At 71.2% G+C, this 22,890-nt stretch carries 21 protein-coding genes; 8 read left to right on the top strand and 13 right to left on the bottom strand.

Going from position 1 to position 22,890, the window contains the following annotated elements; genetic code table 11:
• Positions 1 to 92: 92 nt before the first annotated feature.
• Complete coding sequence (locus ACXJLU_RS18460; protein WP_457333415.1) at positions 93 to 1,109, top strand: zinc-dependent alcohol dehydrogenase family protein; 1,017 nt, start codon at positions 93 to 95, stop codon at positions 1,107 to 1,109.
• Here the strand turns inward: ACXJLU_RS18460 and ACXJLU_RS18455 are convergent, their stop codons facing one another.
• Together ACXJLU_RS18455 and ACXJLU_RS18450 are read right to left on the bottom strand one after the other, a co-directional pair.
• The gene (locus ACXJLU_RS18455) at positions 1,110 to 1,886 is read right to left on the bottom strand and encodes a type III pantothenate kinase (protein WP_073463089.1); all 777 of its coding nucleotides are present in this window, start codon (positions 1,884 to 1,886) and stop codon (positions 1,110 to 1,112) included.
• 85 nt (positions 1,887 to 1,971) lie between these two features.
• Entirely contained in the window at positions 1,972 to 2,598 is a 627-nt protein-coding gene (locus ACXJLU_RS18450) for a hypothetical protein (RefSeq protein ID WP_143171291.1), read from the bottom strand.
• 187 nt (positions 2,599 to 2,785) lie between these two features.
• On the opposite strand from ACXJLU_RS18450, the gene ACXJLU_RS18445 reads away from it, so the two are divergent.
• Both ACXJLU_RS18445 and icmF read left to right on the top strand, forming a co-directional pair.
• On the top strand, positions 2,786 to 3,622 hold the full coding sequence (locus ACXJLU_RS18445) for a PPK2 family polyphosphate kinase (RefSeq protein WP_457333412.1): 837 nt from the start codon (positions 2,786 to 2,788) through the stop codon (positions 3,620 to 3,622).
• Between the two features lie 13 nt (positions 3,623 to 3,635).
• The gene (icmF, locus tag ACXJLU_RS18440) at positions 3,636 to 6,926 is read left to right on the top strand and encodes a fused isobutyryl-CoA mutase/GTPase IcmF (protein WP_457333410.1); all 3,291 of its coding nucleotides are present in this window, start codon (positions 3,636 to 3,638) and stop codon (positions 6,924 to 6,926) included.
• Positions 6,927 to 6,932: 6 nt separating this feature from the next.
• Here icmF and ACXJLU_RS18435 read toward each other — a convergent pair whose 3' ends face one another.
• Together ACXJLU_RS18435 and ACXJLU_RS18430 are read right to left on the bottom strand one after the other, a co-directional pair.
• Positions 6,933 to 7,292, bottom strand: coding sequence for a cupredoxin domain-containing protein (locus ACXJLU_RS18435; protein WP_457333408.1), 360 nt, complete (start codon positions 7,290 to 7,292; stop codon positions 6,933 to 6,935).
• Entirely contained in the window at positions 7,289 to 8,170 is an 882-nt protein-coding gene (locus ACXJLU_RS18430; RefSeq protein ID WP_457333406.1) for a metallophosphoesterase family protein, read from the bottom strand. The genes ACXJLU_RS18435 and ACXJLU_RS18430 overlap by 4 nt, the downstream gene beginning before the upstream one ends.
• Positions 8,171 to 8,282: 112 nt before the next feature.
• Between ACXJLU_RS18430 and ACXJLU_RS18425 the strand changes: the two genes are divergently transcribed.
• Genes ACXJLU_RS18425 through ACXJLU_RS18415 form a run of 3 tightly spaced genes read left to right on the top strand, consistent with a single transcriptional unit; the run spans position 8,283 to position 11,499 of the window.
• Positions 8,283 to 8,873 carry a sigma-70 family RNA polymerase sigma factor gene (locus tag ACXJLU_RS18425; RefSeq protein ID WP_457333404.1) on the top strand — a complete coding sequence of 197 codons (591 nt, stop codon included), beginning with the start codon at positions 8,283 to 8,285 and terminating at the stop codon, positions 8,871 to 8,873.
• Positions 8,870 to 9,619, top strand: a complete 750-nt coding sequence (locus tag ACXJLU_RS18420; RefSeq protein WP_457333402.1) for an anti-sigma factor family protein — start codon at positions 8,870 to 8,872, stop codon at positions 9,617 to 9,619. The genes ACXJLU_RS18425 and ACXJLU_RS18420 overlap by 4 nt, the downstream gene beginning before the upstream one ends.
• 56 nt (positions 9,620 to 9,675) lie before the next feature.
• Positions 9,676 to 11,499, top strand: coding sequence for a diguanylate cyclase (locus ACXJLU_RS18415; protein WP_457333400.1), 1,824 nt, complete (start codon positions 9,676 to 9,678; stop codon positions 11,497 to 11,499).
• Between the two features lie 4 nt (positions 11,500 to 11,503).
• On the opposite strand, the gene ACXJLU_RS18410 is transcribed toward ACXJLU_RS18415, so the two are convergent.
• The gene (locus tag ACXJLU_RS18410; protein ID WP_457333398.1) at positions 11,504 to 12,871 is read right to left on the bottom strand and encodes a M28 family metallopeptidase; all 1,368 of its coding nucleotides are present in this window, start codon (positions 12,869 to 12,871) and stop codon (positions 11,504 to 11,506) included.
• Between the two features lie 148 nt (positions 12,872 to 13,019).
• Between ACXJLU_RS18410 and ACXJLU_RS18405 the strand changes: the two genes are divergently transcribed.
• Positions 13,020 to 13,955 (top strand): pyridoxamine 5'-phosphate oxidase family protein, encoded by a 936-nt coding sequence (locus tag ACXJLU_RS18405; RefSeq protein WP_457333396.1) that lies wholly within the window; start codon positions 13,020 to 13,022, stop codon positions 13,953 to 13,955.
• Between the two features lie 3 nt (positions 13,956 to 13,958).
• Here ACXJLU_RS18405 and ACXJLU_RS18400 read toward each other — a convergent pair whose 3' ends face one another.
• The 5 genes from ACXJLU_RS18400 to ACXJLU_RS18380 all read right to left on the bottom strand — a co-directional run bounded on the left by ACXJLU_RS18400 (position 13,959) and on the right by ACXJLU_RS18380 (position 19,643).
• Entirely contained in the window at positions 13,959 to 15,146 is a 1,188-nt protein-coding gene (locus ACXJLU_RS18400) for a hypothetical protein (RefSeq protein ID WP_457333394.1), read from the bottom strand.
• Positions 15,143 to 17,242, bottom strand: a complete 2,100-nt coding sequence (locus ACXJLU_RS18395; RefSeq protein ID WP_457333392.1) for a GNAT family N-acetyltransferase — start codon at positions 17,240 to 17,242, stop codon at positions 15,143 to 15,145. Before ACXJLU_RS18395 ends, ACXJLU_RS18400 begins: the two co-directional genes overlap by 4 nt.
• 10 nt (positions 17,243 to 17,252) lie before the next feature.
• The gene (locus tag ACXJLU_RS18390; RefSeq protein ID WP_457333390.1) at positions 17,253 to 17,507 is read right to left on the bottom strand and encodes a hypothetical protein; all 255 of its coding nucleotides are present in this window, start codon (positions 17,505 to 17,507) and stop codon (positions 17,253 to 17,255) included.
• A 120-nt stretch (positions 17,508 to 17,627) separates the two neighbouring features.
• Complete coding sequence (locus ACXJLU_RS18385) at positions 17,628 to 18,434, bottom strand: DUF72 domain-containing protein (RefSeq protein ID WP_457333388.1); 807 nt, start codon at positions 18,432 to 18,434, stop codon at positions 17,628 to 17,630.
• A gap of 231 nt (positions 18,435 to 18,665) precedes the next feature.
• Positions 18,666 to 19,643, bottom strand: a complete 978-nt coding sequence (locus ACXJLU_RS18380) for a GlxA family transcriptional regulator (RefSeq protein WP_457333386.1) — start codon at positions 19,641 to 19,643, stop codon at positions 18,666 to 18,668.
• 107 nt (positions 19,644 to 19,750) lie between these two features.
• On the opposite strand from ACXJLU_RS18380, the gene ACXJLU_RS18375 reads away from it, so the two are divergent.
• Positions 19,751 to 20,380: a cysteine hydrolase family protein gene (locus tag ACXJLU_RS18375; protein ID WP_457333384.1), complete on the top strand. Its 630-nt coding sequence runs from the start codon at positions 19,751 to 19,753 to the stop codon at positions 20,378 to 20,380.
• On the opposite strand, the gene ACXJLU_RS18370 is transcribed toward ACXJLU_RS18375, so the two are convergent.
• The 3 genes from ACXJLU_RS18370 to ACXJLU_RS18360 form a co-directional block, all read right to left on the bottom strand.
• On the bottom strand, positions 20,381 to 22,078 hold the full coding sequence (locus tag ACXJLU_RS18370) for a hypothetical protein (RefSeq protein ID WP_457333382.1): 1,698 nt from the start codon (positions 22,076 to 22,078) through the stop codon (positions 20,381 to 20,383). It lies immediately after the preceding gene.
• Positions 22,079 to 22,100: 22 nt separating this feature from the next.
• Positions 22,101 to 22,457 (bottom strand): hypothetical protein, encoded by a 357-nt coding sequence (locus ACXJLU_RS18365; RefSeq protein ID WP_457333380.1) that lies wholly within the window; start codon positions 22,455 to 22,457, stop codon positions 22,101 to 22,103.
• 51 nt (positions 22,458 to 22,508) lie between these two features.
• The coding region (locus tag ACXJLU_RS18360; protein WP_457333378.1) for a glycine zipper 2TM domain-containing protein at positions 22,509 to 22,890 on the bottom strand (382 nt) is incomplete at its 5' end.

Below are 22,890 nucleotides of genomic sequence, written 5' to 3'. Positions count from 1 at the left end.
CTGGACGAGCAGACAAGAGATCGAGCGTAGCAGGCATTCATCGTCCGCAGCCTCGCTTCGAGAATGGACACATCCACCTGCAGGAGCCCTCGATGCGAAGCCTTCATCTCGATGCCGACAACCCGGCCGCCCCGCTGGTGACGCGCGACCTGCCGCGCGCCCCGCTCGCGCCGACCGCGCTGCGGGTGCGGGTGCACGCGGTGTCGCTGAACCGGCGCGACCTGATGATCCGCGCCGGCACCTACCCGGTGCCGCTGACGCCGGGCGTCGTGCCGCTCAGCGACGGTGCCGGCGAGGTGGTCGAGGTGGGCCGCGCGGTGACGCGCTTCGCGGTCGGCGACCGCGTGACCAGCAGCTATTTCCCGCAATGGATCGACGGCCGGCTGAGCCTGGCGCAGGCGATGCAACAGACCGGCTGCAGCCTGCCCGGTTGGCTGGCCGACGAGGTCGTCGCCGACGAGCAGGCCGTGCTCGCGATGCCCGATCACCTCGGCTTCGACGAGGCGACCACGCTGCCCTGCGCTGGGCTGACGGCCTGGAACGGCTTGACCGGCGGGCGGCCGGTGCGCGCCGGCAGCACGGTGCTGACGCTGGGCGCCGGCAGCATCGCGGTGTTCGCGATCCAGTTCGCGAAAGCGCTCGGCGCCCGCGTGATCGCGACGACCTCCAGCGATGACAAGGCCGCGCGGCTGGCCTCGCTCGGCGCGGACGAGGTGCTGAACTACCGGCAATCGGTCGACTGGGACCGCGAGGTGCTGCGCCTGACCGGCGGGCGCGGCGCCGACCATGTGATCGAGGCGGTCGGCCCGGCGACGCTGGAGCGCTCGCTGCGCTGCGCCGCATGGGACGCCGACATCGGCCTGATGGGCGTGTTCGGCGGCGACGACAGCCGCTTCGATCCGCGCGCCTTCAGCGGCCGGGTGCTGACGCTGCGCCGCATCGCCGTCGGCAGCCGCAGCGACTTCGAGGCCATGAACCGGGTGATCGCCGCCCACCGGCTGCGGCCGGTGATCGACCGCGTGTTCCCCGTCGAGGAGTCCGAAGCCGCCTACCGGCACCTGGCCGACAGCGCGCACCTCGGCAAGGTCGTCATCCGCGTCGCCGGCTGATCACAGCGCCAGCCGGTGCGACTGCAGCTCCAGCAAGCCGTCGAAGATCAGCGTGTCGACCGTCTCGAACGGCAGCCTGACGATCGGCGCGAGCTTCACCGCCGCGCCGCCGGTCATCACGAACACCGGCTCCCGACCGGTGCGTTCGCGCAGCTTGTGGGCCATGCGCTCGATCGCGCCGGCCATCGCATGCGCGCCGCCGCTCATCAGCGCATCGCTGGTGTTGGTCGGGAAATCGACCACCTCGCCGGTCGGTGCCTTCAGGCCGGCGGTGCCCATCTCCAGCGCGCGCAGCATCAGCCCGAAACCCGGCAGGATCATGCCGCCGATGAAACGGCCGGTTTCGTCCAGCGCATCGACGGTGACGGCCGTGCCCACCATCACCACCAACGCCGGCCGCGGCGCGCCGGCCGCCCGCACGCGCTGCCAGGCGCCGATCAGCGCGACCCAGCGGTCGGTGCCGAGGCGGTTCGGGTGGTCGTAGCCGTTGGTGACGCCGGCCGCCTGCGCGGTCGAGACGACCCAGCGCGGCTCGACCTGCCAGTGCGCGAGCTGCTCCAGCTGCTCCTCGACCTCGCGCCGGATGCCCTCGCCGGCCACCACGCAACCCAGCATGCTGCTCGGCGGCGGCAGGCTCTTCCATTCGGTGTCGGCCAGCCGGTCGATGGTTTCGAGGAAGACGGCGCCATGCGCCAGCAGGCGCGCGCCCGGTTGCGGACTCGCGTAATGCGCCCACTTGAGCCGGGTGTTGCCGATGTCGATGGCCAGGAACGTCATGGGCCGAAGGGTAACCGCTGCCGCCCGATCGACAGCCCGGCAGCCGGCAAACCCGGGTAAGTCCCGGGCGTCGAGCGCAGCGGCGTCAGGCCGCCGACGGCGAGTTGACGGTGCGCAGCAGCTCGCGCACGCGGGCAATCGTCTGCGCCGCCCAGATGCCCTTGAACGGTTTCGTGATGCGTTGCTCCACCTCGTCGAGCAGCGCCTCGATGTCGTTGCGCGAACGCGCACGCTTCAGGCGCATCAGCGTCAGCGAGCCGGCCACCGGCGCCTCGGCCTTCACGGCCCGCATCAGGATCGCGCGCGCTTCGTCGAGCGCGGCATCGGCTTCGTCCAGCGGGGCCAGGTCGGAGATCGGCAGGTCGCCGAGCATCGAATCGGTGAGCACCGACTCCGGCTGCAGGCTCAGCGACGGCGGCAACGGGCCGGAGACGGTGTCCAGCGGCAGGTCGACATCGAGCGGTGCGAGGCCGGAATTGCCCTGCATCGAGCCGGTGCCGTGCGTGAACATGATCAGGCCCATGGCCACCAGCTCGTCGAAGATCTGGTCGGGCACCCCGGCCTGCACGGCGAGCTGCCGCACCTGGCTCTCGCGCCTGCGCCCATCGACCAGCAGCAAGACCGTGCGATGCCGCTGTCCCAGTTTTCGTTGTCGACTGCCCAACTCGTCGACGCCTTCCGGCGTCTTCACGGGGATATTGATGCTCGGCACGGAACCACTCCTGATGTTCTGCCCTGGCGCCCCCTCCGGCGCCGTACTTCTGAACGGCGCGATTGTGCCGCCGGAATCGGGTCGGGTAGACCATGATTCCCCGCAACGGAGTGCGGCCGCCCGCCGCGAAGTATCGGCGATACACTCGCGATTGACGTATACGTCAATTGCAACGATCGGAGTCCACGTGGCGAGCAAGGCACCGGATGGGGCGGATTTCCAGTATGCGGACGCGGGGAGCAAGAAGCGCGCCTTCGACCTCTCGGCGATCGATCCCGGCGCGAAGCCGTTCTCGACCGGCGACAAGGTGGCCGACAAGGCCGCGGTCGATGCGCTGGCGCTGGAGCTCGACGAGCTGCAGAACCTGTTCTACGCCGACCGGCGCTTCAAGCTGCTGGTGGTGCTGCAGGGCACCGACACCAGCGGCAAGGACGGCACGCTGCGCGGCGTGTTCGGCCAGATGAGCGCGCTCGGCGTACAGACGGTCGGCTGGAAGGCCCCGACCGGCCCGGAGCGCGACCATGACTACCTCTGGCGCATCCACCAGAAGGTGCCGGGCGCCGGCGAGGTGATGGTGTTCAACCGCAGCCACTATGAAGACGTGCTGGTGCCGGTGGTCAACGGCTGGATCACGCCCCAGCAGACGCGCCAGCGCTACGCCCAGATCAACGACTTCGAGCGCATGCTGACCGAGACCGGCACCGTGGTGCTGAAGTTCATGCTGCACATCTCGAAGGACGAGCAGCGCCTGCGGCTGCAGGAGCGGCTGGACGACCCGACCAAGAACTGGAAGTTCGCCGCCGACGACCTGACCGTGCGCAAGCAGTGGAAGGCCTACCAGCAGGCGTATGCCGACGCGATCGCCGCCACCGGCACGCGCTGGGCGCCATGGACCGTGGTGCCGGCCGATTCGAAGACGCACCGCAACCTGATGATCGCGACGCTGGTGAAGCGAGCCCTTCTCGGACTGAAGCTGCGCTACCCGCCGGCCGGCGAGGATCTCACCAAGCTGCGCGTGCGCTGACACGGAGACCTGCATGACTGACCTGTCCGCCGAGTTCAAGGCGCTGGCCGCCTACCGGCCTGTGCACAAGGTGCGCTTCGTGACCGCCGCGAGCCTGTTCGACGGCCACGACGCGGCGATCAATATCATGCGGCGCATCCTGCAGGGCATGGGCGCCGAGGTGATCCACCTGGGGCACAACCGCTCGGTCGACGAGGTCGTCACCGCGGCGCTGCAGGAAGACGTGCAAGGCATCGCGATCAGCAGCTACCAGGGCGGGCACGTCGAGTACTTCAAGTACATGGTCGACCTGCTGCGCGAGCGCGGCGGCGCGCACATCCAGGTGTTCGGCGGCGGCGGCGGCGTGATCGTGCCGAGCGAGATCGCCGAGCTGCAGCAGTACGGCGTGAGCCGCATCTACAGCCCGGAAGACGGCCAGCGCATGGGCCTGCAAGGAATGATCGGCGAGATGGTGATGCGCTGCGACGTCGACTTGTCGCCGCATGCGCCGGCCACGCTGGCAGCGATCCAGGGCCGCGACGAGCCGCAGCGGCGTGCGCTGGCGCAGCTGATCACCGCGCTCGAGAACGGTGCCGTTCCCGAGGCCCTGAAGGCCGAGCTGCACGCGGTCGCGAAGCGGCACGCGACGCCGGTGCTCGGCATCACCGGCACAGGCGGCGCCGGCAAGAGTTCGCTGACCGACGAGCTGATCCGCCGCCTGCGGCTGGACCAGGGCGATGCGCTGCACGTCGCGGTGATCAGCATCGACCCGTCGCGCCGCAAGAGCGGCGGCGCATTGCTCGGCGACCGCATCCGCATGAACGCGATCGCACCGTGGCGGTCCGGCCACCGGGTCTTCATGCGCAGCCTCGCGACCCGCGACTTCGGCAGCGAGATCAGCCAGGCCCTGCCCGACGTGCTGGCCGCGTGCCGCGCCGCCGGCTTCGACCTGGTGATCGTCGAGACCTCGGGCATCGGCCAGGGCGACGCGGCGATCGTGCCGCTGGTGGACGTGCCGATGTACGTGATGACGCCCGAGTTCGGCGCCGCGAGCCAGCTCGAGAAGATCGACATGCTCGATTTCGCGGAGTTCGTCGCGATCAACAAGTTCGACCGCAAGGGCGCCGCCGATGCGCTGCGCGACGTCGCCAAGCAGGTGCAGCGCAACCGCGAGGCCTGGGGCACGCGGCCCGACGAGATGCCGGTGTTCGGCACGATGGCCAGCCGCTTCAACGACGACGGCGTGACCGCGCTGTACCAGGCGCTGCTGCCGCGCCTGGCCGCGCTGGGCATGCCGGTGCGCGAGGGTGTGCTGGCGCCGGCCGCGACGCGCCACAGCACGCATCAGGTGCCGATCGTGCCGGGCGCGCGGGTGCGCTACCTGGCCGAGATCAGCGAGACGGTGCGCGGCTACAAGCAGCGGGCGCGCGCGCAGGCGCGGCTCGCGCGCGAGGTGCAGCAGCTGCGCGGCGCAGCCCGCATGCTGGCGGAAGCAGGCGCCGGCGAATCGCATGCGAACGCCGCGGCCCAGCTTGCCGACCAGCGCGAGCAGCAGCTCGATGCCGCCGCACGCAAGCTGCTGGCGCAGTGGCCGCAGCTGCAGGCGGCGTATGCCGGCGACGAGTACGTCGTGAAGATCCGCGACAAGGAGATCCGCACCGCGCTGACCACGCGAAGCCTCAGCGGCACGCGGGTGCGCAAGGTCGCGCTACCCGGCTACGAGGACCATGGCGAGATCCTGAAGTGGCTGCTGCTCGACAACGTGCCGGGCAGCTTCCCGTACAGCGCCGGCACCTTCGCGTTCAAGCGCGAGGGCGAGGACCCGACGCGCATGTTCGCCGGCGAGGGCGACGCATTCCGCACCAACCGGCGCTTCAAGCTGCTGTCCGAGGGCATGCCGGCCAAGCGCCTGTCGACCGCGTTCGACAGCGTCACGCTGTACGGCAACGACCCGGCGCTGCGGCCCGACATCTACGGCAAGGTCGGCAACTCCGGCGTCAGCATCGCGACGCTGGACGACATGAAGGTGCTGTACGGCGGCTTCGACCTGTGCGACCCGGCCACCAGCGTCAGCATGACGATCAACGGGCCGGCGCCGACCATCCTCGCGATGTTCATGAACACCGCGATCGACCAGCAGCTGGCGCGCTTCGAGGCCGACAACGGCCGCGAGCCGAGCGACGACGAGCTGCACAAGATCCGCGCGTGGGTGCAGCAGAACGTGCGCGGCACGGTGCAGGCCGACATCCTGAAGGAAGACCAGGGGCAGAACACCTGCATCTTCTCGACCGAGTTCAGCCTGAAGGTGATGGGCGACATCGCCGAGTACTTCGTGCACCACCAGGTGCGCAACTTCTATTCGGTGAGCATCAGCGGCTACCACATCGCCGAAGCCGGCGCGAACCCGATCAGCCAGCTCGCGTTCACGCTGAGCAACGGCTTCACGTTCGTCGAGGCGTACCTGGCGCGCGGCATGCACATCGATGATTTCGCGCCGAACCTGAGCTTCTTCTTCAGCAACGGCATGGACCCGGAGTACACCGTGCTCGGCCGCGTCGCGCGGCGCATCTGGGCGGTGGCGATGCGCGAGCGCTACGGCGCCAACGAGCGCAGCCAGAAGCTGAAGTACCACGTGCAGACCTCGGGCCGCTCGCTGCATGCACAGGAGATCCAGTTCAACGACATACGCACCACGCTGCAGGCGCTGATCGCGGTCTACGACAACTGCAACTCGCTGCACACCAATGCGTTCGACGAGGCGATCACGACGCCGACCGAAGACAGCGTGCGCCGCGCGATGGCGATCCAGCTGATCATCAACCGCGAGTGGGGCCTCGCGAAGAACGAGAACCCGAACCAGGGCGCGTTCATCATCGACGAGCTGACCGAGCTGGTCGAAGAGGCGGTGCTGGCCGAGTTCGAGAAGCTCGCCGAGCGCGGCGGCGTGCTCGGCGCGATGGAGACCGGCTACCAGCGCGGCCAGATCCAGGAAGAGAGCATGCACTACGAGATGCTCAAGCACACCGGCGAGTACCCGATCATCGGCGTCAACACCTTCCGCAACCCGCATGGCGACCCGGTGGCCGGGCACGTCGAGCTGGCGCGCTCCACCGACGCCGAGAAGCAGTCCCAGCTGGCGCGGCTCGCGGCCTTCCACGCAACGCATGCCGACGCGGCGCCAGCGATGCTCGCGCGGCTGCAGCAGGCGGTGATCGCGAACGGCAACGTGTTCGAGGTGTTGATGGACGCGGTGCGCTGCTGCTCGCTCGGGCAGATCACCGCGGCGCTGTTCGAGGTGGGCGGGCAGTACCGGCGCAGCATGTGAACGGGGTCAGCCGGCGGGCTCGACCAAGATCACGCCGTCCATGCCCTCGTGGCCCGAGCCGCAGAACACGTCGCAGCTGAACGCGAACTGCCCCGCCTTGCGCGGCGTGAACGGCAGCCGTGTCGGCTGACCCGGCACGATGTCGGCGCGCAGCCCGAGTTCCGGCGCGCTGAAGCCCATCAGCACCTCGGGCGCGCTGAGTTCGAGCACGACCGGCTCGCCGACCTGCACGCGGATCTCGTCCGGCACGAACACGAACTTCTTCGCGACGACCGGGATCACGCGCGGCGCCGCACCGCGCACCCAGGCCGGCAGCGCGAGCACCGCGGCCATCGCGAACAGCTGCCGCCTTGACGGCGCCCTCATGCCTTCACCACCGGCAGCTCGGTGATCTGCCACGCCGCCCGCTCGCGCTCCACCTCGCGAAAGCCCAACCCGCGGTACGGCTGCGCCGGGTCCCACGCGAGCGGCGTGCGCCGCGGCTGCGAGCCCGGCGCGGGCAACGGGAAGATCAGCGACTTCGCCGAGTGGTGCGCGATGTGCCCGGTGGTCGCGTGGTGCTCCTGGTGGATGTGGCCGTAGAACACCGTCACGTTCGGGTGCGGCATCAGCAGCTCGATCACCTGCGCGCCGTCGCGCGTCGCCCAGTCCCAGGCCGGCGCCAGGTCGAACAGCGGGCGGTGCGTGAAGACGACGATCGGCGCATCGGCCGGCCGGCGCTTCAGGTCGTCGGCCAGCCACGCGCGCTGCGCATCGCCGACGCTCGCGCCGGGGTCCGACACGTTGTCTAGCACGATGAAGTGCACGCCGCGGTGGTCGAACGCATAGCTCGTCGGCCCGAAGAACTCGCGGTAGGCCTCGCCGCGGTCGAGCGCCGCGTCGTGCTCGCCGGGCATGAAGTGAACGACCGGCACCTTCAGCGTGCCGGCGAGCTCGCGGAACTCGCGCAGCCGCCGGCGCCGCTCGGCCGGATCGTCGGTGGTGTGCGTCAGGTCGCCGGTGAAGACGACGAAGTCCGGGCCGCCGCCGTCCACCAGCGCATTCACCGCGGCGATCGCCTTCGGCAGCGTGCCGCGCGCATCCGGGTTCGGCGCGCCTTCGAAACCCCAGTGCGTATCCGACAGCTGCACGAAGTAGAAGTCGTCGGCCAAGGGGCGCCCGGCCGTGCCGGCGCAGCCGGACGCGAACACCACGCCGCCCAGGCCGGCGAGGCGAAGAAAATCCCTGCGATTCGATGAGGCCATGGGCCCTCCTGCTGGTGGATGGAACACCCCTGCCCTACCGGCCCGGGCCGGCCGAAATTCCTTCACCCAGCGAATCACTCGACATCGGGAATAAAACCGGCCGCCGACCGGTATGCCCTCGGTGGACGACGATGACACCCGCCAACGCTTCGAGCGCTTCGCGCTGCCGCACCTCGATGCGGCCTACAACCTCGCGCGCTGGCTGACCCGCAACGACCACGACGCGCAGGACGTCGTGCAGGAGGCCTGCCTGCGCGCGATGCACTACTTCGCGTCGTTCCGCGGCGAGCAGGCGCGGCCGTGGCTGCTGACCGTCGTGCGCCACAGCTGCTACGCCTGGCTGCGCGAGAACCGGCCGGCCGAACTGGTGCATGTCGGCGACGGCGACGCGATGCCCGAGCCGGCCGCGCCGTCATCCGACGAACCGCTGGAGACCGCGCTGCGCAACGCCGACCGCGTGCGGCTGAACCAGGCCATCGCCGCATTGCCGATCGACTTCCGGGAGGTGCTGGTGCTGCGCGAACTCGAAGACCTGTCGTACCGCGACATCGCGCGCATCGCCGACATCCCGATCGGCACCGTGATGTCGCGGCTGTCGCGCGCCCGCGCGTTGCTGCGCGATGCACTGCAACCGGCCGCGCGTCCGCGCACCGCGGTGCTGCGGCCGGTGCCGCGGGCGGCGCGCGGTGGAGATGGCGCATGAGCCGCTTCGATGCCACGCCTCAAGCACTGAACGCCTTCATCGACGGCGAGCTCGACCTCACCGCACAGCTGGAGGCCGAGGCGCTCGTCGAGCGCGATGCCGCGCTGCGGCAGCACACCGAGCAGCTGCGCGAGCTGCGCCGCGCGGTGCGCCTGCAGGCCGACTACCACGCTGCGCCGGCCGCGCTGCGCGCGCACCTGGGCCGTCGGCCGCGCCAGCCGCGCTGGCTGCCGTCATTCACCTGGCAGATCGCCGGCGCCAGCGCGCTGTGCTCGCTGGTCCTGGCCTGGGGGCTGCAGATGGCGCTGGCCCCGAGCGCGAGCGACCTGCTGCTGAACGAGGCCGTCGCCAGCCACGTGCGCGCGACGCTCGCGCAGCGCAGCATCGACGTCGCGTCGACCGACCAGCACACCGTCAAGCCGTGGCTGTCGGCGCGGCTGGACTTCTCGCCGCCGGTGCAGCACCCGGTCGCGGCCGGCGCGGTGCTGCAGGGTGGGCGCATCGACTACCTCGGCGGCCGGCCGGTCGCGGTGCTGGTCTACCAGCTGCGGGCGCACCAGATCGACGTCTTCATCTGGCCGTCACGCGATCGCCCTGCCATCGACACGCCGGCAGCGCAGCGCGGCTTCCAGATGGCCGCGGCCGGGCGCGACGGCATGGCCTGGCTCGCCGTCTCCGACGTCAATGCCGAGGACCTCGCCCGCGTGCTGCAGGCGCTGACGGCCGGCGACGGCGCACCGCGCTGACGATCCGCCAGGGTGGGGATGCCGGCTGTCACCGAAAACGATGACAATCCGGTGCCATGAAAGCGCCGCCCATCCGACGATCGACGTCCACCGCGCTGGCCACCGCGCGCCGCGCGTGGCGGCTGCTGTACAGCGACTCGCGCCGGTGCATCGCGCTGGCCGACCAGGCGCTCGAGCGCAGCCTCGCGCACGCCGACCAGGCCGCCGAGGGCTGGGCCCGGCTGGTGCGCGGGCTGCACCTGATCTGGTATTCGACCCCGCTCGAAGCCGCCGGCGAGCTGGCCGAAGCCGACCGCTGCTTCGACGCCACGCAAGACCGCGCCGGCCACCTGCTGGCCGAGGTCGGCATCGCGCGCTGCCTGTGGCGCGAGGGCAAGTACCGCGAATCGCTGGCGCGCGCGCTGCCGTTGCGCGCCGAGGGCCTCGCGGTGCTGAAGCACGACGAGCTCGGCCTGCTGCTGAACGTGATCGCCGGCTGCTACGCGTCGCTCGGCCAGTCGGAACAGGCCTTCGCGTACATGTTCCAGGCGCTCAACGAATCGCGCCCGGCGCGCGGCAACGGCTTCGAGGTGGTGCTGTACTGCAACCTCGCGCACGAGCTGATCCAGCTCGGCGACTACCACCAGGCGCTCAGCTACGTCGAGGAAGGCATCGCCCGCTACGCGCGGCTGGACAACCCGCGGCTGCTGAGCGTGCTGCTGATCAACCGGGTGATCTGCCTGACCAACCTCGAGCGGGCCGCCGATGCGCTGGGCGATGTCGAGCGGCTGCTCGCGCTGCCGACCGATGCCAGCGGGCGCGGCAGCACCAACCCGAACTTCGAGACGATGGCGATCGCCGCGCTGCGCGCCGGCAACACCGCGCTCGGCGCCGAGCTGATCGAGCGCGCGTCGCAGGACAAGACCGGCATCAAGCTGCCCGACGAGCGCATCACGCTGGTCGTCGCCACCGCCGAGGTGATGGCCGCGCGCGACCTGCTGCCGCAGGCCGCCGCGCTGCTCGCGCAGGCCCAGCCGGCGGTGCTGAACACCGCGGCCGAGGGCCTCAGCCTGCGCGTGCGCTGCCTGTTCCACCAGGCGATGGCCGACACCCACGAGCGGCTCGGTCATGCGGCGCAGTCGCTGGCCTCGCTGCGCCTGTGGCAGGCGCTGCACGTCGAGCGCGCGCAGCTGGCCTCGCGGGCGCGCTACCAGGCCGCCTCGCTGCAGACCGAGCTGCGCCGGCTGCAGCAGAACCTCGACGAGATCGAGGCGCGCCGGCGCAGCACCGAACGCGCGAAGGCCGAGCTGGAGGCCATCAACCAGCAGCTGTCGCAGAAGATCGACGAGGTCGAGGCGCTGCAGGCCGAGCTGCGCCAGCAGGCCACGCGCGACTTCCTGACCGGGCTGTTCAACCGCCGCCACCTGAACGACGTGCTGCCGCAGATGCTGGCGCTCGCGCAGCGCGAACAGCAGCCGCTGGCGGTCGCGATCATCGACCTCGACCACTTCAAGTCGGTGAACGACCGCCACGGCCACGTCGCCGGCGACAAGCTGCTGGCGGCGTTCGGTGCGCTGCTGATCGCGCACGGGCGGCGCAGCGACATCGCGTTCCGCTTCGGCGGCGAGGAGTTCTGCCTGCTGATGCCGCGCACCGACGCGGCGGCGGCGCAGCGCAAGGTCGAGGCGCTGCTGGGTGCGTGGCGCGACGAGGTGTTCCAGTTCGACACCGGCGCGCTGCGCAGCAACACCTTCTCGGCCGGCGTCGCCGATTCGCTCGCCGAGCTGGCGGCGATGGAGCAGTTGCTGAAGATCGCCGACGACCGGCTGCTCGAGGCCAAGCGCGGCGGGCGCAACCAGGTGCTGGCAGCGGACCTGCGGGCCGATACGGTCGAGGCCTGATCCGTCAGAACGCGCCCGGATCCCCCGGAAACACCACCGGCGATTCATACCCATCGGCCGACACCGCCGACACCCCGAAGAACCAGTCGTCGATCACGACGTTCTTCAGCACCAGCTGCGTCGCATCGCCCGCGACGAAGCGGCTGTGCTGCCACTGCGGCGCGGTCGTCTCGCGCCACCACACCCTGTAGCCCGACACCCCCGGCTGCGCCTGCCACTTCACCGTGGTGTCCGGCGTCACCGCGCCGGCGATCGACACGCCCTTCGGCGGCACCGGCGCATTCGCCATCGCGGCCAGCGTCACCGCGTTCAGCCGCGTCACCTGCGCGAGGTACGGAAAATCGACCCCGTCGATCGTGTCGCCATACGCGATGCCGCCCTCGGTGCGCAGGTCCTGGTGCTGGCGCGTGTAGTCCTCGTGCGCCTCGGTCACGCGCACCGCCGGGATGCCCGCATCGAGGAACGGCACCTGGTCGCCGCTGCGGCCGTAGCGGTCGGTGCGGTAGACCATCTGCACGCGCAGGTTGGTCAGGTAGCGCTCCGACAGGCTCGCCATGAAACGCGCGATGTTGCGCGACGGCGAATCGACCTCGCCACCGTTGTAGCGGCGCTTGCCGGCCTGCGCCGGCGTCTCGACCGCCTTGGTGCCTTCGGAGAACACGCGCAGCGTGCCGTTGTCGTGCACGCCGTCCTGGCCGTGGCTGTTGCCGACGATGTCGTTGTTCAGGTCGGCCTGCACCTGCCAGCCTTCGACCTTGGCATGGTCGACCAGCACCTTGCCGCCGTACAGGCCCTGCTCCTCGCCCGACAACGCGGCATAGACGAGGGTCGCGCGGAACTTGTATTTCGACAGCACGCGCGCCGCTTCCATCAGCGCGGCGACGCCCGAGGCATCGTCGTTCGCGCCGGGCGCGTCGCTGGTCGTGTCCATCACGTCGCTGACGCGCGAATCGAGGTGGCCGGTGATCACGATCACCCGCTGCGGGTCGGCGGTGCCGCGCTGCACCGCGACGATGTCCATCACCTCGGTGGCTTGCGGCAGGCGCGGGCCGGTGAAGACCTGCGACGGCGTCGCGACCTGCAGGCAGCCGCCACAGTCGCGCGAGATCGCGGTGAAGCGCGACTGCACCCAGCGGCGTGCGGCACCGATGCCGCGCGTCGGCGACGTGGTGTCCGACGCGGTGTGGCGCGTGCCGAACGCGACCAGGTGGGTGATGGTGCTGCGCAACTCATCGGCGCTGACGGCGGCGGCGATCTCGCGCAGCGCGGGCTGGTCCGGGAACGGTGCCGGAGAGGGAGCCGGGTCGGGCGCCGCCTGCGCGGCCCCCGCGATCGAACACAAGGCCAGCAGGCTCAGGCGAATCAGCTTCATCGTGGAATCCATGTCAGGGGGGAGTGATCGATCCAGCCGCGCATTCTCGCCATTCCGCGCGCCGGAAGGGTCCCTTGCGCGCCAGACGGATTCCGTTGAGCGCCGCGACGGCCTATCGTTGAGCACTCGACCCCGACGGACCCGCACCATGAACGACACCCCTCTCTTCCACGCCGGCGAGCTGGCGGTACAGCAACGCGCCGGCACGCGCGCGCTGGTCGACGGCTTCGCGCCGCGCATGCTGCGCGACGCGATGCCGCTGCAGCACCAGCAGTTCTTCGCACAGTTGCCGACGCTGTTCATCGGCAGCCTGGACGCGCTGCGCCGGCCCTGGGCCTCGGTGCTGGCGGGCGCGCCCGGCTTCGTCGACGCCCAGGACGCCCGGCACCTGCGCATCCGCGCGCCGCGCGATGCGGCCGATCCGCTGTCGCAGCACCTGGCGGTGGGCGATCCGATCGGCCTGCTCGGCCTGGAGCCGCACACCCGGCGCCGCAACCGACTGAACGGCACCGTGACGCAGCTGGACGCGCAGCGCATCGACGTGGAGGTCGACCAGAGCTTCGGCAACTGCCCGCAGTACATCCAGGCGCGCGCGCCGCGGCGCGTGGACGCCGCCGCACTGCCGGGCCGTCCGGAAGGCACGCTGCTGAGCACCGAGGCGACCGCGCTGGTGCGGGGCGCCGACACGCTGTTCATCGCATCGGCCTCGCCGCATGCGCGCGGCCATGCCGGTGCCGATGGCGTGGACGTCTCTCACCGCGGCGGGCGACCGGGCTTCGTGCGGGTCGACACCGTCGACGGGCGCAGCGTGCTGACGGTGCCCGACTACCGCGGCAACCGCCTCTTCAACACGCTGGGCAACATCGCCGCCCACCCGCACGCCGGGCTGCTGTTCATCGACTACGAACGCGGCGACCTGCTGCAGCTGACCGGCGATGCCGAGCTGGTCTGGGACGGTGCCGAGCTGCCGGCCTTCGAGGGCGCGCAGCGGCTGCTGCGGCTGCGTGTCGAGGCCGGCGTGTGGCGCCCGGGTGCGCTGCCGCTGCGCTGGTCGCCCGCGCAGCAGGCACCGCAGCTGGCCTAGGCCCTAGCCGACGCCGTTCGCGACGACGCCCCGAAACGTCAGCTGGGCCAACCGCTCATCGAGGGCCTGCTGCGCCGCCAGGAGCGCATCGCTCCCTTCAGGCGCATCCTCTTCGCTGGACGCTTCGCCGTGCACTTCGAGCCGCTCCTGGCCCTCAGCCTCGATGGTAGCTTCGGCGCGCGGTCGCACTGCCGGCGGCCGCACCGGCAGCGAGGCCACTTCCCGCGCGCCCGTGTCGAAGGCCCTCGCGGCGTCGTCGGGGCCCGCCGGGGCGACCCGCGGTGCCATCTGCGGTGGCCGCGACTCATGCGGTTGCGGCTGCGGCTGCGGTTGCCGCGTCGGTGTCGGAGCAACCGACTGACCTGCCGTGCTCGTTGCAGGCAGACTCGTCATCTGCTGGGCTTGCCCGGCGTCGCCGGCGGGCACCTGACGTTCCGGCGCCCGGGGCTCAGGATGCCGCCCGGAGGGCAACGGCAGAGGCACGGCCGGCAACGACGCCGTCTCGCGCGCGCCTGCGTCGAAGGCGATCGCCACCTCGTCCGCCATCGGGTCGGCCGGCTTCGGCACCGACCGCTCCGCGGGCCTGCGAGCCGGTGACGGTGCAGCAGCCGGCATCGGCTCCTGCGTCCGCAGTTCGGGCCGGACAGCGTCATCGCCCTCAACCGCCGGCAAGGTCTCGGGGTCCTCATGACGCGGCAGCTCGACCGGCGGCGACGCCGGCCGCGAACTCGGCGGTGCCGCCTCGCGCAGGCCCGCTTCGAAGGCCACCATCGCTGCGTTCGACCGCGTGTGCGAATCGGTCGGCGTCCGCGGTGGCGCGCCCGGCAAGGGCAGTGGCGCCGGCGCAAGCTCACGCGGCTCGGCCGGGGGCTCGGCACGCGTCGTTGTCGGCGGCCCCGCCGGCGCCGGCTCGGGCTCGGCCGTCCGAGGCGCGATCTGCCAGGTCTCGCCGGCAATGGCCTGGCGCAACGATGACAGCAAGCTCGCTTCCGGCGCAGGCCCCGCTTGCGCCGACGCCAGCGGAGCCGGCCACGGCACCCTGCAGGGCTCGATCTCCGGAACCGGGTCGTGCTCGCCCCCACGATCCAACACCGACTCTCCGCCCGAAACACGGTAGCGCTGCACTTGCGCGGCCCGCTGCGCGGCATGGATTTCGGCGACGCGCCGGCGTCCGTCCGACGATTCGCTCATGTCTCGCCCCCTTCGCAGGCGGCCAGGTCCGGATCCGGCTCGAAATCGATCGGCTGGTCCTCGCGCCGGTTGTGGTCGATCAACACCGCCAGGGCATCGACCTCCACGCCCGGCGCCTTCAGCGCCATGTAGTGCAGGCCTTCCTTGTCGCTCGGCCGGCGCACCGGAATGCGGCGGAAACCGATGCGCCGCAGCGCTCGCACCGACCTCGTGTTGTCGACATACACCGACGTGACCAGGCAGTCGACCCCATGCGCCAGCGCGTACTGGCACAGCATCCGCCCGGCCTGCACCGCGAAGCCGCGGCCCTGGAAGTCGATGCCGATCCAGAAGTAGAAGAAGCCCGCGCGCGCCCACTGGTACAGCCCGGTGTGCCCGACGAAGCCATGCTCGGCATGCATCACCGCGTAGTCGATGCGGCTCGGCTCGAGGCGCCGCTCGTCGACCCATTGCGCCGCATCGCGCTTCGCATCGATCGGGTCGAACCCCGACATCACCGCGATCTGCGGGTCGCGGAACTGGTGCCCGAGCGCCGGTGCGTGGCTGCCGTCCAGCGGCTCCAGCACCAGCCCGCCGGGATCGCGGGCAATGCAGCGCAGCCAGCCGCCTTCTTTCGTGTCCCAGCCGGCCAGCCGCTCGTGCAGGCGGCGCTGCACGTCCAACGCCAGCGGATCGGCCGGGTTGCACGCGAGCGCCTCGGCCACGTGCCGCACGGCAGCGGCCAGGTCGCCACTGCACGACTCGCACCAGGCGAGCTGCGCCAGGTCGGGCGCCGTGCGCCCGTGCACCGCCAAGCCGCGCATCCAGACGCGCCGCGCAAAGCCCCATTCGGCGATGCGCATCGCCGACAGCGCAACATCGCGGAACAGCGGCTGGCCCTGCGGCGACGGCAGGTGCTGCCCCCACACGCAGCGCAGCGCCTCGCCCCAGGCCTCGCGGTCGACACCGCCGCGGCCGAGCCAGCGCAGGTGCAGATCGGGGCAGGCCGCCGCGAACACTTGCGGGTCGTGCTGGGCACGGCGCAACACCACCAGCCCGGCCGACGCGCCCGAATCGCGCAGCGCGCAGCGCATCACGCGGGCCAGCGCCRCACCGTCGCCGCAGTCGCCGCGCGCCAGCGGCGCGACCCAGCGTTCCAGCGCCGCACGCGAGCTGCCGGCGCCACCGGCCACCGCCTGCACCACCTCGGCATCGCCGACGGCGCGGTGCCATGCATGGGCGTCCTGCCCGGCCAGGTGCGCGGCCAGCAGCGCGAAATCGGTCGGTAGCCGCCGGTCGCGCCGGAAGGCCGACAGCACGCTGTCGAAGCCGCCCAGGCGCACGCCGCGGTCGTTCGCAAAACCGCGCGCGGTCGACAGCACCAGCCAGCCGGCCGGGCACAGCGCGGCCACCTGCGCCAGCGCGTCGATCGCGCCGACCGGCAGGCACACCGGCGCGCTGTTCAGGCCGGCGACGTGCGCCTGCACCAGCGCGCGCAAGGCCGGCGTCAGCGTCGCCTCGTCCACCGGGCGCCAGCGCTTGTCCTCGGGCTCGTCGCGCAGCTCGACCAGTTCGTGCGGCGAGGCCTCCAGCAGCCGCCCGTAGTGCGTCGCGAGCAACCGCTGCGGCAGGTGCCGGAAGCGGTCGTGCGCCAGCACCACCACCGGGTTCGGGCTGGCCCAGCGCTGCGGCTCGCCGATCGGCAGCAGGCACGGCGCGTCGCCGCCCCCCGGCTGCCACAGCATCGGCACCAGCAGCCCGGGGTCGAGCAGGCTGCACAGCTCGGGCTCGTCGTGCCAGGCCCCGGCGACCGCCGCATCCTCGACGCAGGCGAGGTAGCGCAGGCGCGGCTCGAAGCCCAGCCGCCAGCGCACGCGCTCCACCAGCGCCTGGATCATCTGCCGGGCCGAGCCGCCGTCGCCGGGCATCCAGTCGACGACGTCCAGCGGCGCGCGCGCATCGATGCGGCCGGCGCGGTGCTGGTCATCCCAGTACGAGACGATCATCTCGGCCCAGGCGCTCGCCATCAGCGTGTCGAAGGCCGAGGGCGTGTGGCTGTGCGGCGCGCGGCGTGCAGTGACGGCGCCGGCGGCAGTGAAGACGGGAATGGCGACCATGGCGCGAACCTCAGCGGGAAACAGCCGGCAGACTGGAGGCCGGTGGGCCGGCGACAGGCAACCCCGCAGCCGCCGACTGGATGATGCGGGGCGTGATCAGGAACAGCCGCTCGCGCTTCTCGACATCCCCGTTCTTCCGGCGCAGCAGCAGCACCAGCACGTCGAAGACCTTCGGCTCGGTGCGCAGGCAGCGGCCGGCATGGGTCACCTGGCGGGTCGCCGGATCGACCTCGTTCTCGCCGAACCGGAACTGCGGGGTGTTCAAGGAACGTTGCTCGCTGGATGTCACGGGACACCGGCGAGAGGGATCGTCCATCCGCGCCAGCCCCGTCGGGAGTTGTAGCGGGCGATCGTCGAGAAACTGTGGATTTCCGGCGCCGGCGCCTCAGGCGAGTCGTTCGATCAGTGACATTGCACCGGCCGGGGCGCGTTCCTTGGCGCCGTTGATGAAGAAGATGAACACGTCGCGCGGGCTGCCGCTCGCGGGCGGCGGATCCTCGACACGCGGCAGGCCGGCCGGCTCGTCACCGGCGGCCCAGCAGCGGGCGCAGCCGGCGATCGCGTCGAGCGCCGCAGGCTCGTAGCCGGTCGGCACCTCGGCGCGCGCCGACATCAGCCGGGCGTACAGGAAATCAGCTGTCAGATCGGCGAAGGACGGGTAGTCGGCGGAATGCGTGAACACCGTCGCGACCCGATGGCGGCGGGCCAGCGCGAGGTACTCGGGCGCGCGGAAGCTGTCGTGCCGCACGTCCATCACGTGGCGCAGCGGGCGGCCGTCGACACTGTCCGGCAGCAGCTTCAGGAAGGCCTCGAAGTCCACCGCATCGAAGCGCTTGGTCGGCGCGAACTGCCAGACCACCGGGCCGAGCTTCGAGCGCAGTTCCGACAGGCCGCTGCCGATGAAGCGCTGGATCGAGTCGCCGGCTTCGGCCAGCACGCGCCGGTTGGTGCAGAAGCGCGAGGCCTTCAGCGAGAACATGAAGCCGTCCGGCGTCTCGTCGTGCCACTTCGCGAAGGTGGCCGGCTTCATCGTGCTGTAGTAGGTGCCGTTGACCTCGATCGCGGTCAGCTTGCGGCTCGCGTACTCGAGCTCGCGCGCATGCGGCCAGCCGGCCGGGAAGAAGTTGTCGCGCCAGGGTTCGAAGGTCCAGCCGCCGACGCCGACGCGGATGAGCTTGTTCTCTGTGGCCACCACCGTGCTCCCGAAAAAACGGAAGCGCGATGATGGCCGCAAATGCGCGCCGGCGCCAGCGCTGCACGCCGTGCGAGGGTGAGCAGGGAGCGAGGGCGAGTGATCATGGTCGGCTCCTGTGGTTGAACTGCGCTCCATCGTCCACGTGCCCTCCCGGATCGCGAATCGGCTGCGAGGAGAACCGCAGGTCGGCCACCGACCAGCAGGCGTGTGGTCGTTGCCCGACACCCTTCAAGCCGCGCGGAACGCCTTGCGGTACTGCGACGGCGAGATCGCGAGCCGGGCCGCGAACAGCTGGCGCAGCGACAACGCCGAACCGAAGCCCGATTCCGCCGCCACCGCCTCGATCGGCTTCGTGCTGGTCTCCAGCAGCCGCTGCGCGCGCGCGAGCCGCTGGTTCTGCAGCCACTGCAGCACCGTCGTGCCGGTGGCCTGGCGGAAGTGCCGCGTGAAGCTGCGCCGGCTCATCGCGGCACGCGCGGCCAGCGCATCGAGGCTGTGGGTCTCGTCGAGCCGCGCGAGCGCCCAGCCCATCACGGCGGCCAGCCGCTCGTCGGCACCGCTGCGCGGCATCGGCTGCTCGACGTACTGCGCCTGCCCGCCCTGCCGGTGCGGCGCGACCACCATGCGCCGCGCGACGTGCGCAGCGACCTCGGCGCCGGCAAGGCCGCGCAGCACGTGCAGGCAGCAGTCGATGCCGGCCGCGGTGCCGGCCGAGGTCAGCACATCGCCATCGTCGACATAGAGCACGTCGGCCTTCAGGTCGACCTGCGGGAAGCGGCGCGCGAACTCGCCCGCCAGGTGCCAATGGGTGGTCGCGGGCCGGCCGTCGAGCAGGCCGGCCTCGGCCAGCACGAAGGCGCCGACGCACAGGCCGACGATGCGCGCGCCGCGGGCATGGGCACGGCGCAGCGCCTGCAGCAGCGCCGGCGGCACCGGCTCGGCGGTGTCGCGCCACGATGGAACGATCACCGTGTGCGCCTGCGCGAGCGCAGCCAGCCGGTGCGTCGCGCCGATCGTGAAGCCGGCGGTGGTGCGCAGCGGGCCGGGCTCGCTCGCGCAGACCTGCAGCCGGAACGGCGGCACGCCGGGGCCGGCCATGTCGGGCCCGAACACCATGCAGGGCACCGACAGGTGGAAGGGGCTGATGCCGTCGAACGCGACGACGGCAACGCGGTGGATCGGCTCGGAGGCGGTTTTCGTCGGCATGGCCCGATCCTATCGAAAGTGGTGTTTCGGGCCACTGTCGCTTCGCGCGTCGGCGCGGAAGAATGCATGCCATCGACGGCACGGTGCCGTCGCCCGCAGGAGCTTCCATGACCACCCCCCACCCGCCCCGCCGCGCCCTCGTCGTGATCGACGTCCAGAACGAATACGTCAGCGGCAAGCTGCGCATCGAGCACCCGCCGGTGTCGCAAAGCCTCGTGCAGATCGGCCGCGCGATGGACGCGGCGCGCGCGGCCGGCATCCCGGTGATCGTCGTGCAGCACAGCGAGGCCGCGGAGGCGCTGCTGTTCGCGACCGGCTCCGACAGCTGGGCGCTGCACGAGGTGGTCGCGAGCCGGCCGCGCGACCACCTGATCGAGAAGCACTGGCCGAGCGTCTTCACCGACACCGGCTTCGCGCAGTGGCTTGCGCAGCGCGGCATCGACACGCTGAGCATCGCCGGCTACATGACGCACAACTGCAACGCGTCGACGGTGTTCGAGGCCACGCACCGCGGCTTCGCGGTGGAATTGCTGTCGGACGCGAGCGGCGCGCTGCCGTATGCGAACGCGGCCGGCCGGGCCAGTGCCGAGGAGATCCACCGGGTGTTCAGCGTCGTGTTCCACAGCCGCTTCGCCGCGGTGACCGGCACCGGCGACTGGATCGGGGCGGTGCAGGCCGGCCGGGCCATCGCGCGCGACAACATCCCGGCGTCGAACGCCCGCGCGCTGGCCGGCTGATCAGTCGACCGGGCGCCGCCACACCGCGAGCAGCGCCTTGAACTTGGTCCAGGTCGACAGCCGCTCGTCGGACAGCGCGTCGAGGAAATCCGACAGGCCCTTCGACTTGGCCATCGTGTAGAACGTCAGCACCGTGGTCGCGACGAACACGATGCCGAACAGCCACAGCTTGCGCGAGGCCGGCGCATCGGCCTCGGACAGCAGGTTCATGCCGAGGAAGCCGGTCGTCACGGTACCGACCAGCCCGAGGATGGTGACCACCGTCAGCCGCACCACGGTGTTGGCCTGGCGGCGCAGGCTGTCGGCATCGAGGTAGCCGTTCATGTCGGCGATGCGCTCCTTGACCTCGGCATAGAGCGCGTCGAGGTCCAGGTGCGTCGAGCACATCTGGAACAGCGCGCGCACCTGCGCCTGGTCGGACACCGAATGGAACCAGTAGCGGTGCGTGAAGCGCAGGAAGGATTCGAAGCTCGCGCGGATCGCCCGCTTGAAGCGCCGCACGCTGGCGGGCTGGCCGATGTCGAGCTGCTTCAGCGCCTCGACCAGCGTGTCGGAGAACATCAGCAGCGCCGCCTTCTGGAAGTGCGCGATCAGGAACAGCAGGAAATGCTGGTGGCGGAACTGCGCCAGCACGCCGCGGTCGCGGCAGTTGTAGAACGTGGAGCGCGCATCGCCGACGACGATCAGCGCATGCCCGCTGCACAGGTAGCGGGTGCGCGGCGCCATGCCGGCGTCGATCCAGAAGCGGTCGTAGCAGAAGCGCTGTTCGAAATCGGCGGCGCGGCCCTGCAGCGTCGATTCGAGGTAGGGCAACGCGGTCTCGGCCTCGTTGCCACCGATCACCAGGCCGAGCCGGATGAAATCCCCGCGCGTCAGCCGCGCCGGCTCGTCGACCGCGATGAAGCCCATCACCGGCATGCGGTGGTATTCGATCTGGCGGTAGCGCAGCAGGCCGGGCTCGCCCGAGTGGTCGCTGACCAGCGGCTGCAGCATGAAGGCCCAGTGCGATGCAATGCGCGGCGCGCGGTGCTCGGCCACGTGCGCGAGGAAGGCCCCGCGCTCGCCGGAGTCGGAGCGCGCGAGCACCTGGCCGTCCGCGCCCAGCCATTCGACGCCGTGCATGCCGTGCAGCGGCGAGCCCTCGGCATCCCAGCCGGCCGGGTAGCCGCGGCCGAAGCGGTACAGCAGGTCCTGCGCCTGCGCGAGGCTCAGGTCGCTGATGCCGACCTCGAGGTTCAGCATCACGATGTCGAGGTCGTAGAAGAAGTACAGGTCGGCGTGCACGACCTCGAGCGTCAGCGGCGCATCGCCGGGGCGCGACACCACGCGCACCCCCTTGACGTCGTGGCGTCGGAACACGCGCATCGGCGAGGCGCCGTCGCTCTTCGTTCCATCGCGCCGCGCGCGGCCCTCCCCGTACAGGAAGCGCTGCACATAGGGCAGGAAGCTGACGAACTCGTTGTAGTGGCGCTCGTGGAAGCGGGTCGCGTCGCCGGTGTACTCGTCGACCTCTTCACGCCACGGCGAATCGGGCAGGTCGCGCAACAGTTCCCACGGCTTGGCATGGCGCGCCGCGGAGCCTTCGGGCGGGACCAGCCGCAGCGGCCACAGCAGGATCTGGCGCAGGTGGCGCACCGGCTGCGACGCGGAGGCATCGTCGGCCGTGGCGGCCACGGTACCGAGTTCGGAACTGCCCATATAGTTGCCGCTCAGCAGGCCGTCAACGCAGGGCCTGCAGGGCCAGCGCGCCGACCGCCACGAGCAGTGCAGCACACACCGCCATCAGCACCCGGCTGCGCAACCGCAGACGATCGACCGCATCGACGACCTTCGCGTTGTGCTCGGCGAGCGATTCGATCAGCGCCGCAGCAGCCTGTTGCTGCTCAGCTAGTCGTGCGACCGCGGCTTCGAGCTGCTCGATGCGTTGATGCGGCGACGCCGTCGGGTCCTGCGCGACCACCGGCTCCGGCTGCGTGCGCGTGAACACCTTGCGTGCACCCTTGACGAGACCGGGCGCCGCCTCGATCACATCGCCCCACGGAATGACCTTGAGCGCGCTGATCCAGCTGATGGCCACGGCGGACTCCTGAAGGCCGCGCCGCGGCGGCCATGGCGCAGTGTAAGCAGGTTAGCTGCGGCGGACCTGGTTGCCGTCGACACGCACGCGGTCGCCGACCTGCAGGCCGGTGCTGCCGGTCTGCTCGAACGTGCGTTGCTCGCCGTTGTCGAGCGTCACATGCACGCGGTAGCCGACCACCTTCTCGGAGCGGTTCTTCTCGATCTTGTTGCCGACCACCGCGCCGCCGACGGCACCGGCCACCGTGGCGACGTCGCGCCCGGTGCCGTTGCCGATCTGGTGGCCCAGCACGCCGCCGAGCACGCCGCCGGCGACCGCGCCGACACCGGTCGCCTTCGGGGTCTCGGTGATCGGCTCGATGCTGCTGACCTGGCCGAGGCGGTCGCTGCGCACCGGTGCGGGGGCCGGCGCGGCGACGCGGTAGGTCGGTGCC

Source organism: Rhizobacter sp. P5_C2 (genome assembly GCF_054049715.1).
The sequence above is the reverse complement of the archived record's forward strand: the minus strand, read 5'-3'. Positions and strand labels throughout refer to the sequence as shown.

Excerpts from the sequence above, each read along its gene's own strand:
- ACXJLU_RS18455 (WP_073463089.1), bottom strand. The coding sequence starts at position 1,886 with ATGACGTTCCTGGCCATCGACATCGGCAACACCCGGCTCAAGTGGGCG.
- ACXJLU_RS18460 (WP_457333415.1), top strand. The coding sequence starts at position 93 with ATGCGAAGCCTTCATCTCGATGCCGACAACCCGGCCGCCCCGCTGGTG.
- ACXJLU_RS18410 (WP_457333398.1), bottom strand. The coding sequence starts at position 12,871 with ATGAAGCTGATTCGCCTGAGCCTGCTGGCCTTGTGTTCGATCGCGGGG.
- ACXJLU_RS18400 (WP_457333394.1), bottom strand. The coding sequence starts at position 15,146 with ATGAGCGAATCGTCGGACGGACGCCGGCGCGTCGCCGAAATCCATGCC.
- icmF (WP_457333410.1), top strand. The coding sequence starts at position 3,636 with ATGACTGACCTGTCCGCCGAGTTCAAGGCGCTGGCCGCCTACCGGCCT.
- ACXJLU_RS18380 (WP_457333386.1), bottom strand. The coding sequence starts at position 19,643 with ATGCCGACGAAAACCGCCTCCGAGCCGATCCACCGCGTTGCCGTCGTC.
- ACXJLU_RS18425 (WP_457333404.1), top strand. The coding sequence starts at position 8,283 with ATGCCCTCGGTGGACGACGATGACACCCGCCAACGCTTCGAGCGCTTC.
- ACXJLU_RS18405 (WP_457333396.1), top strand. The coding sequence starts at position 13,020 with ATGAACGACACCCCTCTCTTCCACGCCGGCGAGCTGGCGGTACAGCAA.
- ACXJLU_RS18435 (WP_457333408.1), bottom strand. The coding sequence starts at position 7,292 with ATGAGGGCGCCGTCAAGGCGGCAGCTGTTCGCGATGGCCGCGGTGCTC.
- ACXJLU_RS18415 (WP_457333400.1), top strand. The coding sequence starts at position 9,676 with ATGAAAGCGCCGCCCATCCGACGATCGACGTCCACCGCGCTGGCCACC.
- ACXJLU_RS18420 (WP_457333402.1), top strand. The coding sequence starts at position 8,870 with ATGAGCCGCTTCGATGCCACGCCTCAAGCACTGAACGCCTTCATCGAC.
- ACXJLU_RS18370 (WP_457333382.1), bottom strand. The coding sequence starts at position 22,078 with ATGGGCAGTTCCGAACTCGGTACCGTGGCCGCCACGGCCGACGATGCC.
- ACXJLU_RS18430 (WP_457333406.1), bottom strand. The coding sequence starts at position 8,170 with ATGGCCTCATCGAATCGCAGGGATTTTCTTCGCCTCGCCGGCCTGGGC.
- ACXJLU_RS18375 (WP_457333384.1), top strand. The coding sequence starts at position 19,751 with ATGACCACCCCCCACCCGCCCCGCCGCGCCCTCGTCGTGATCGACGTC.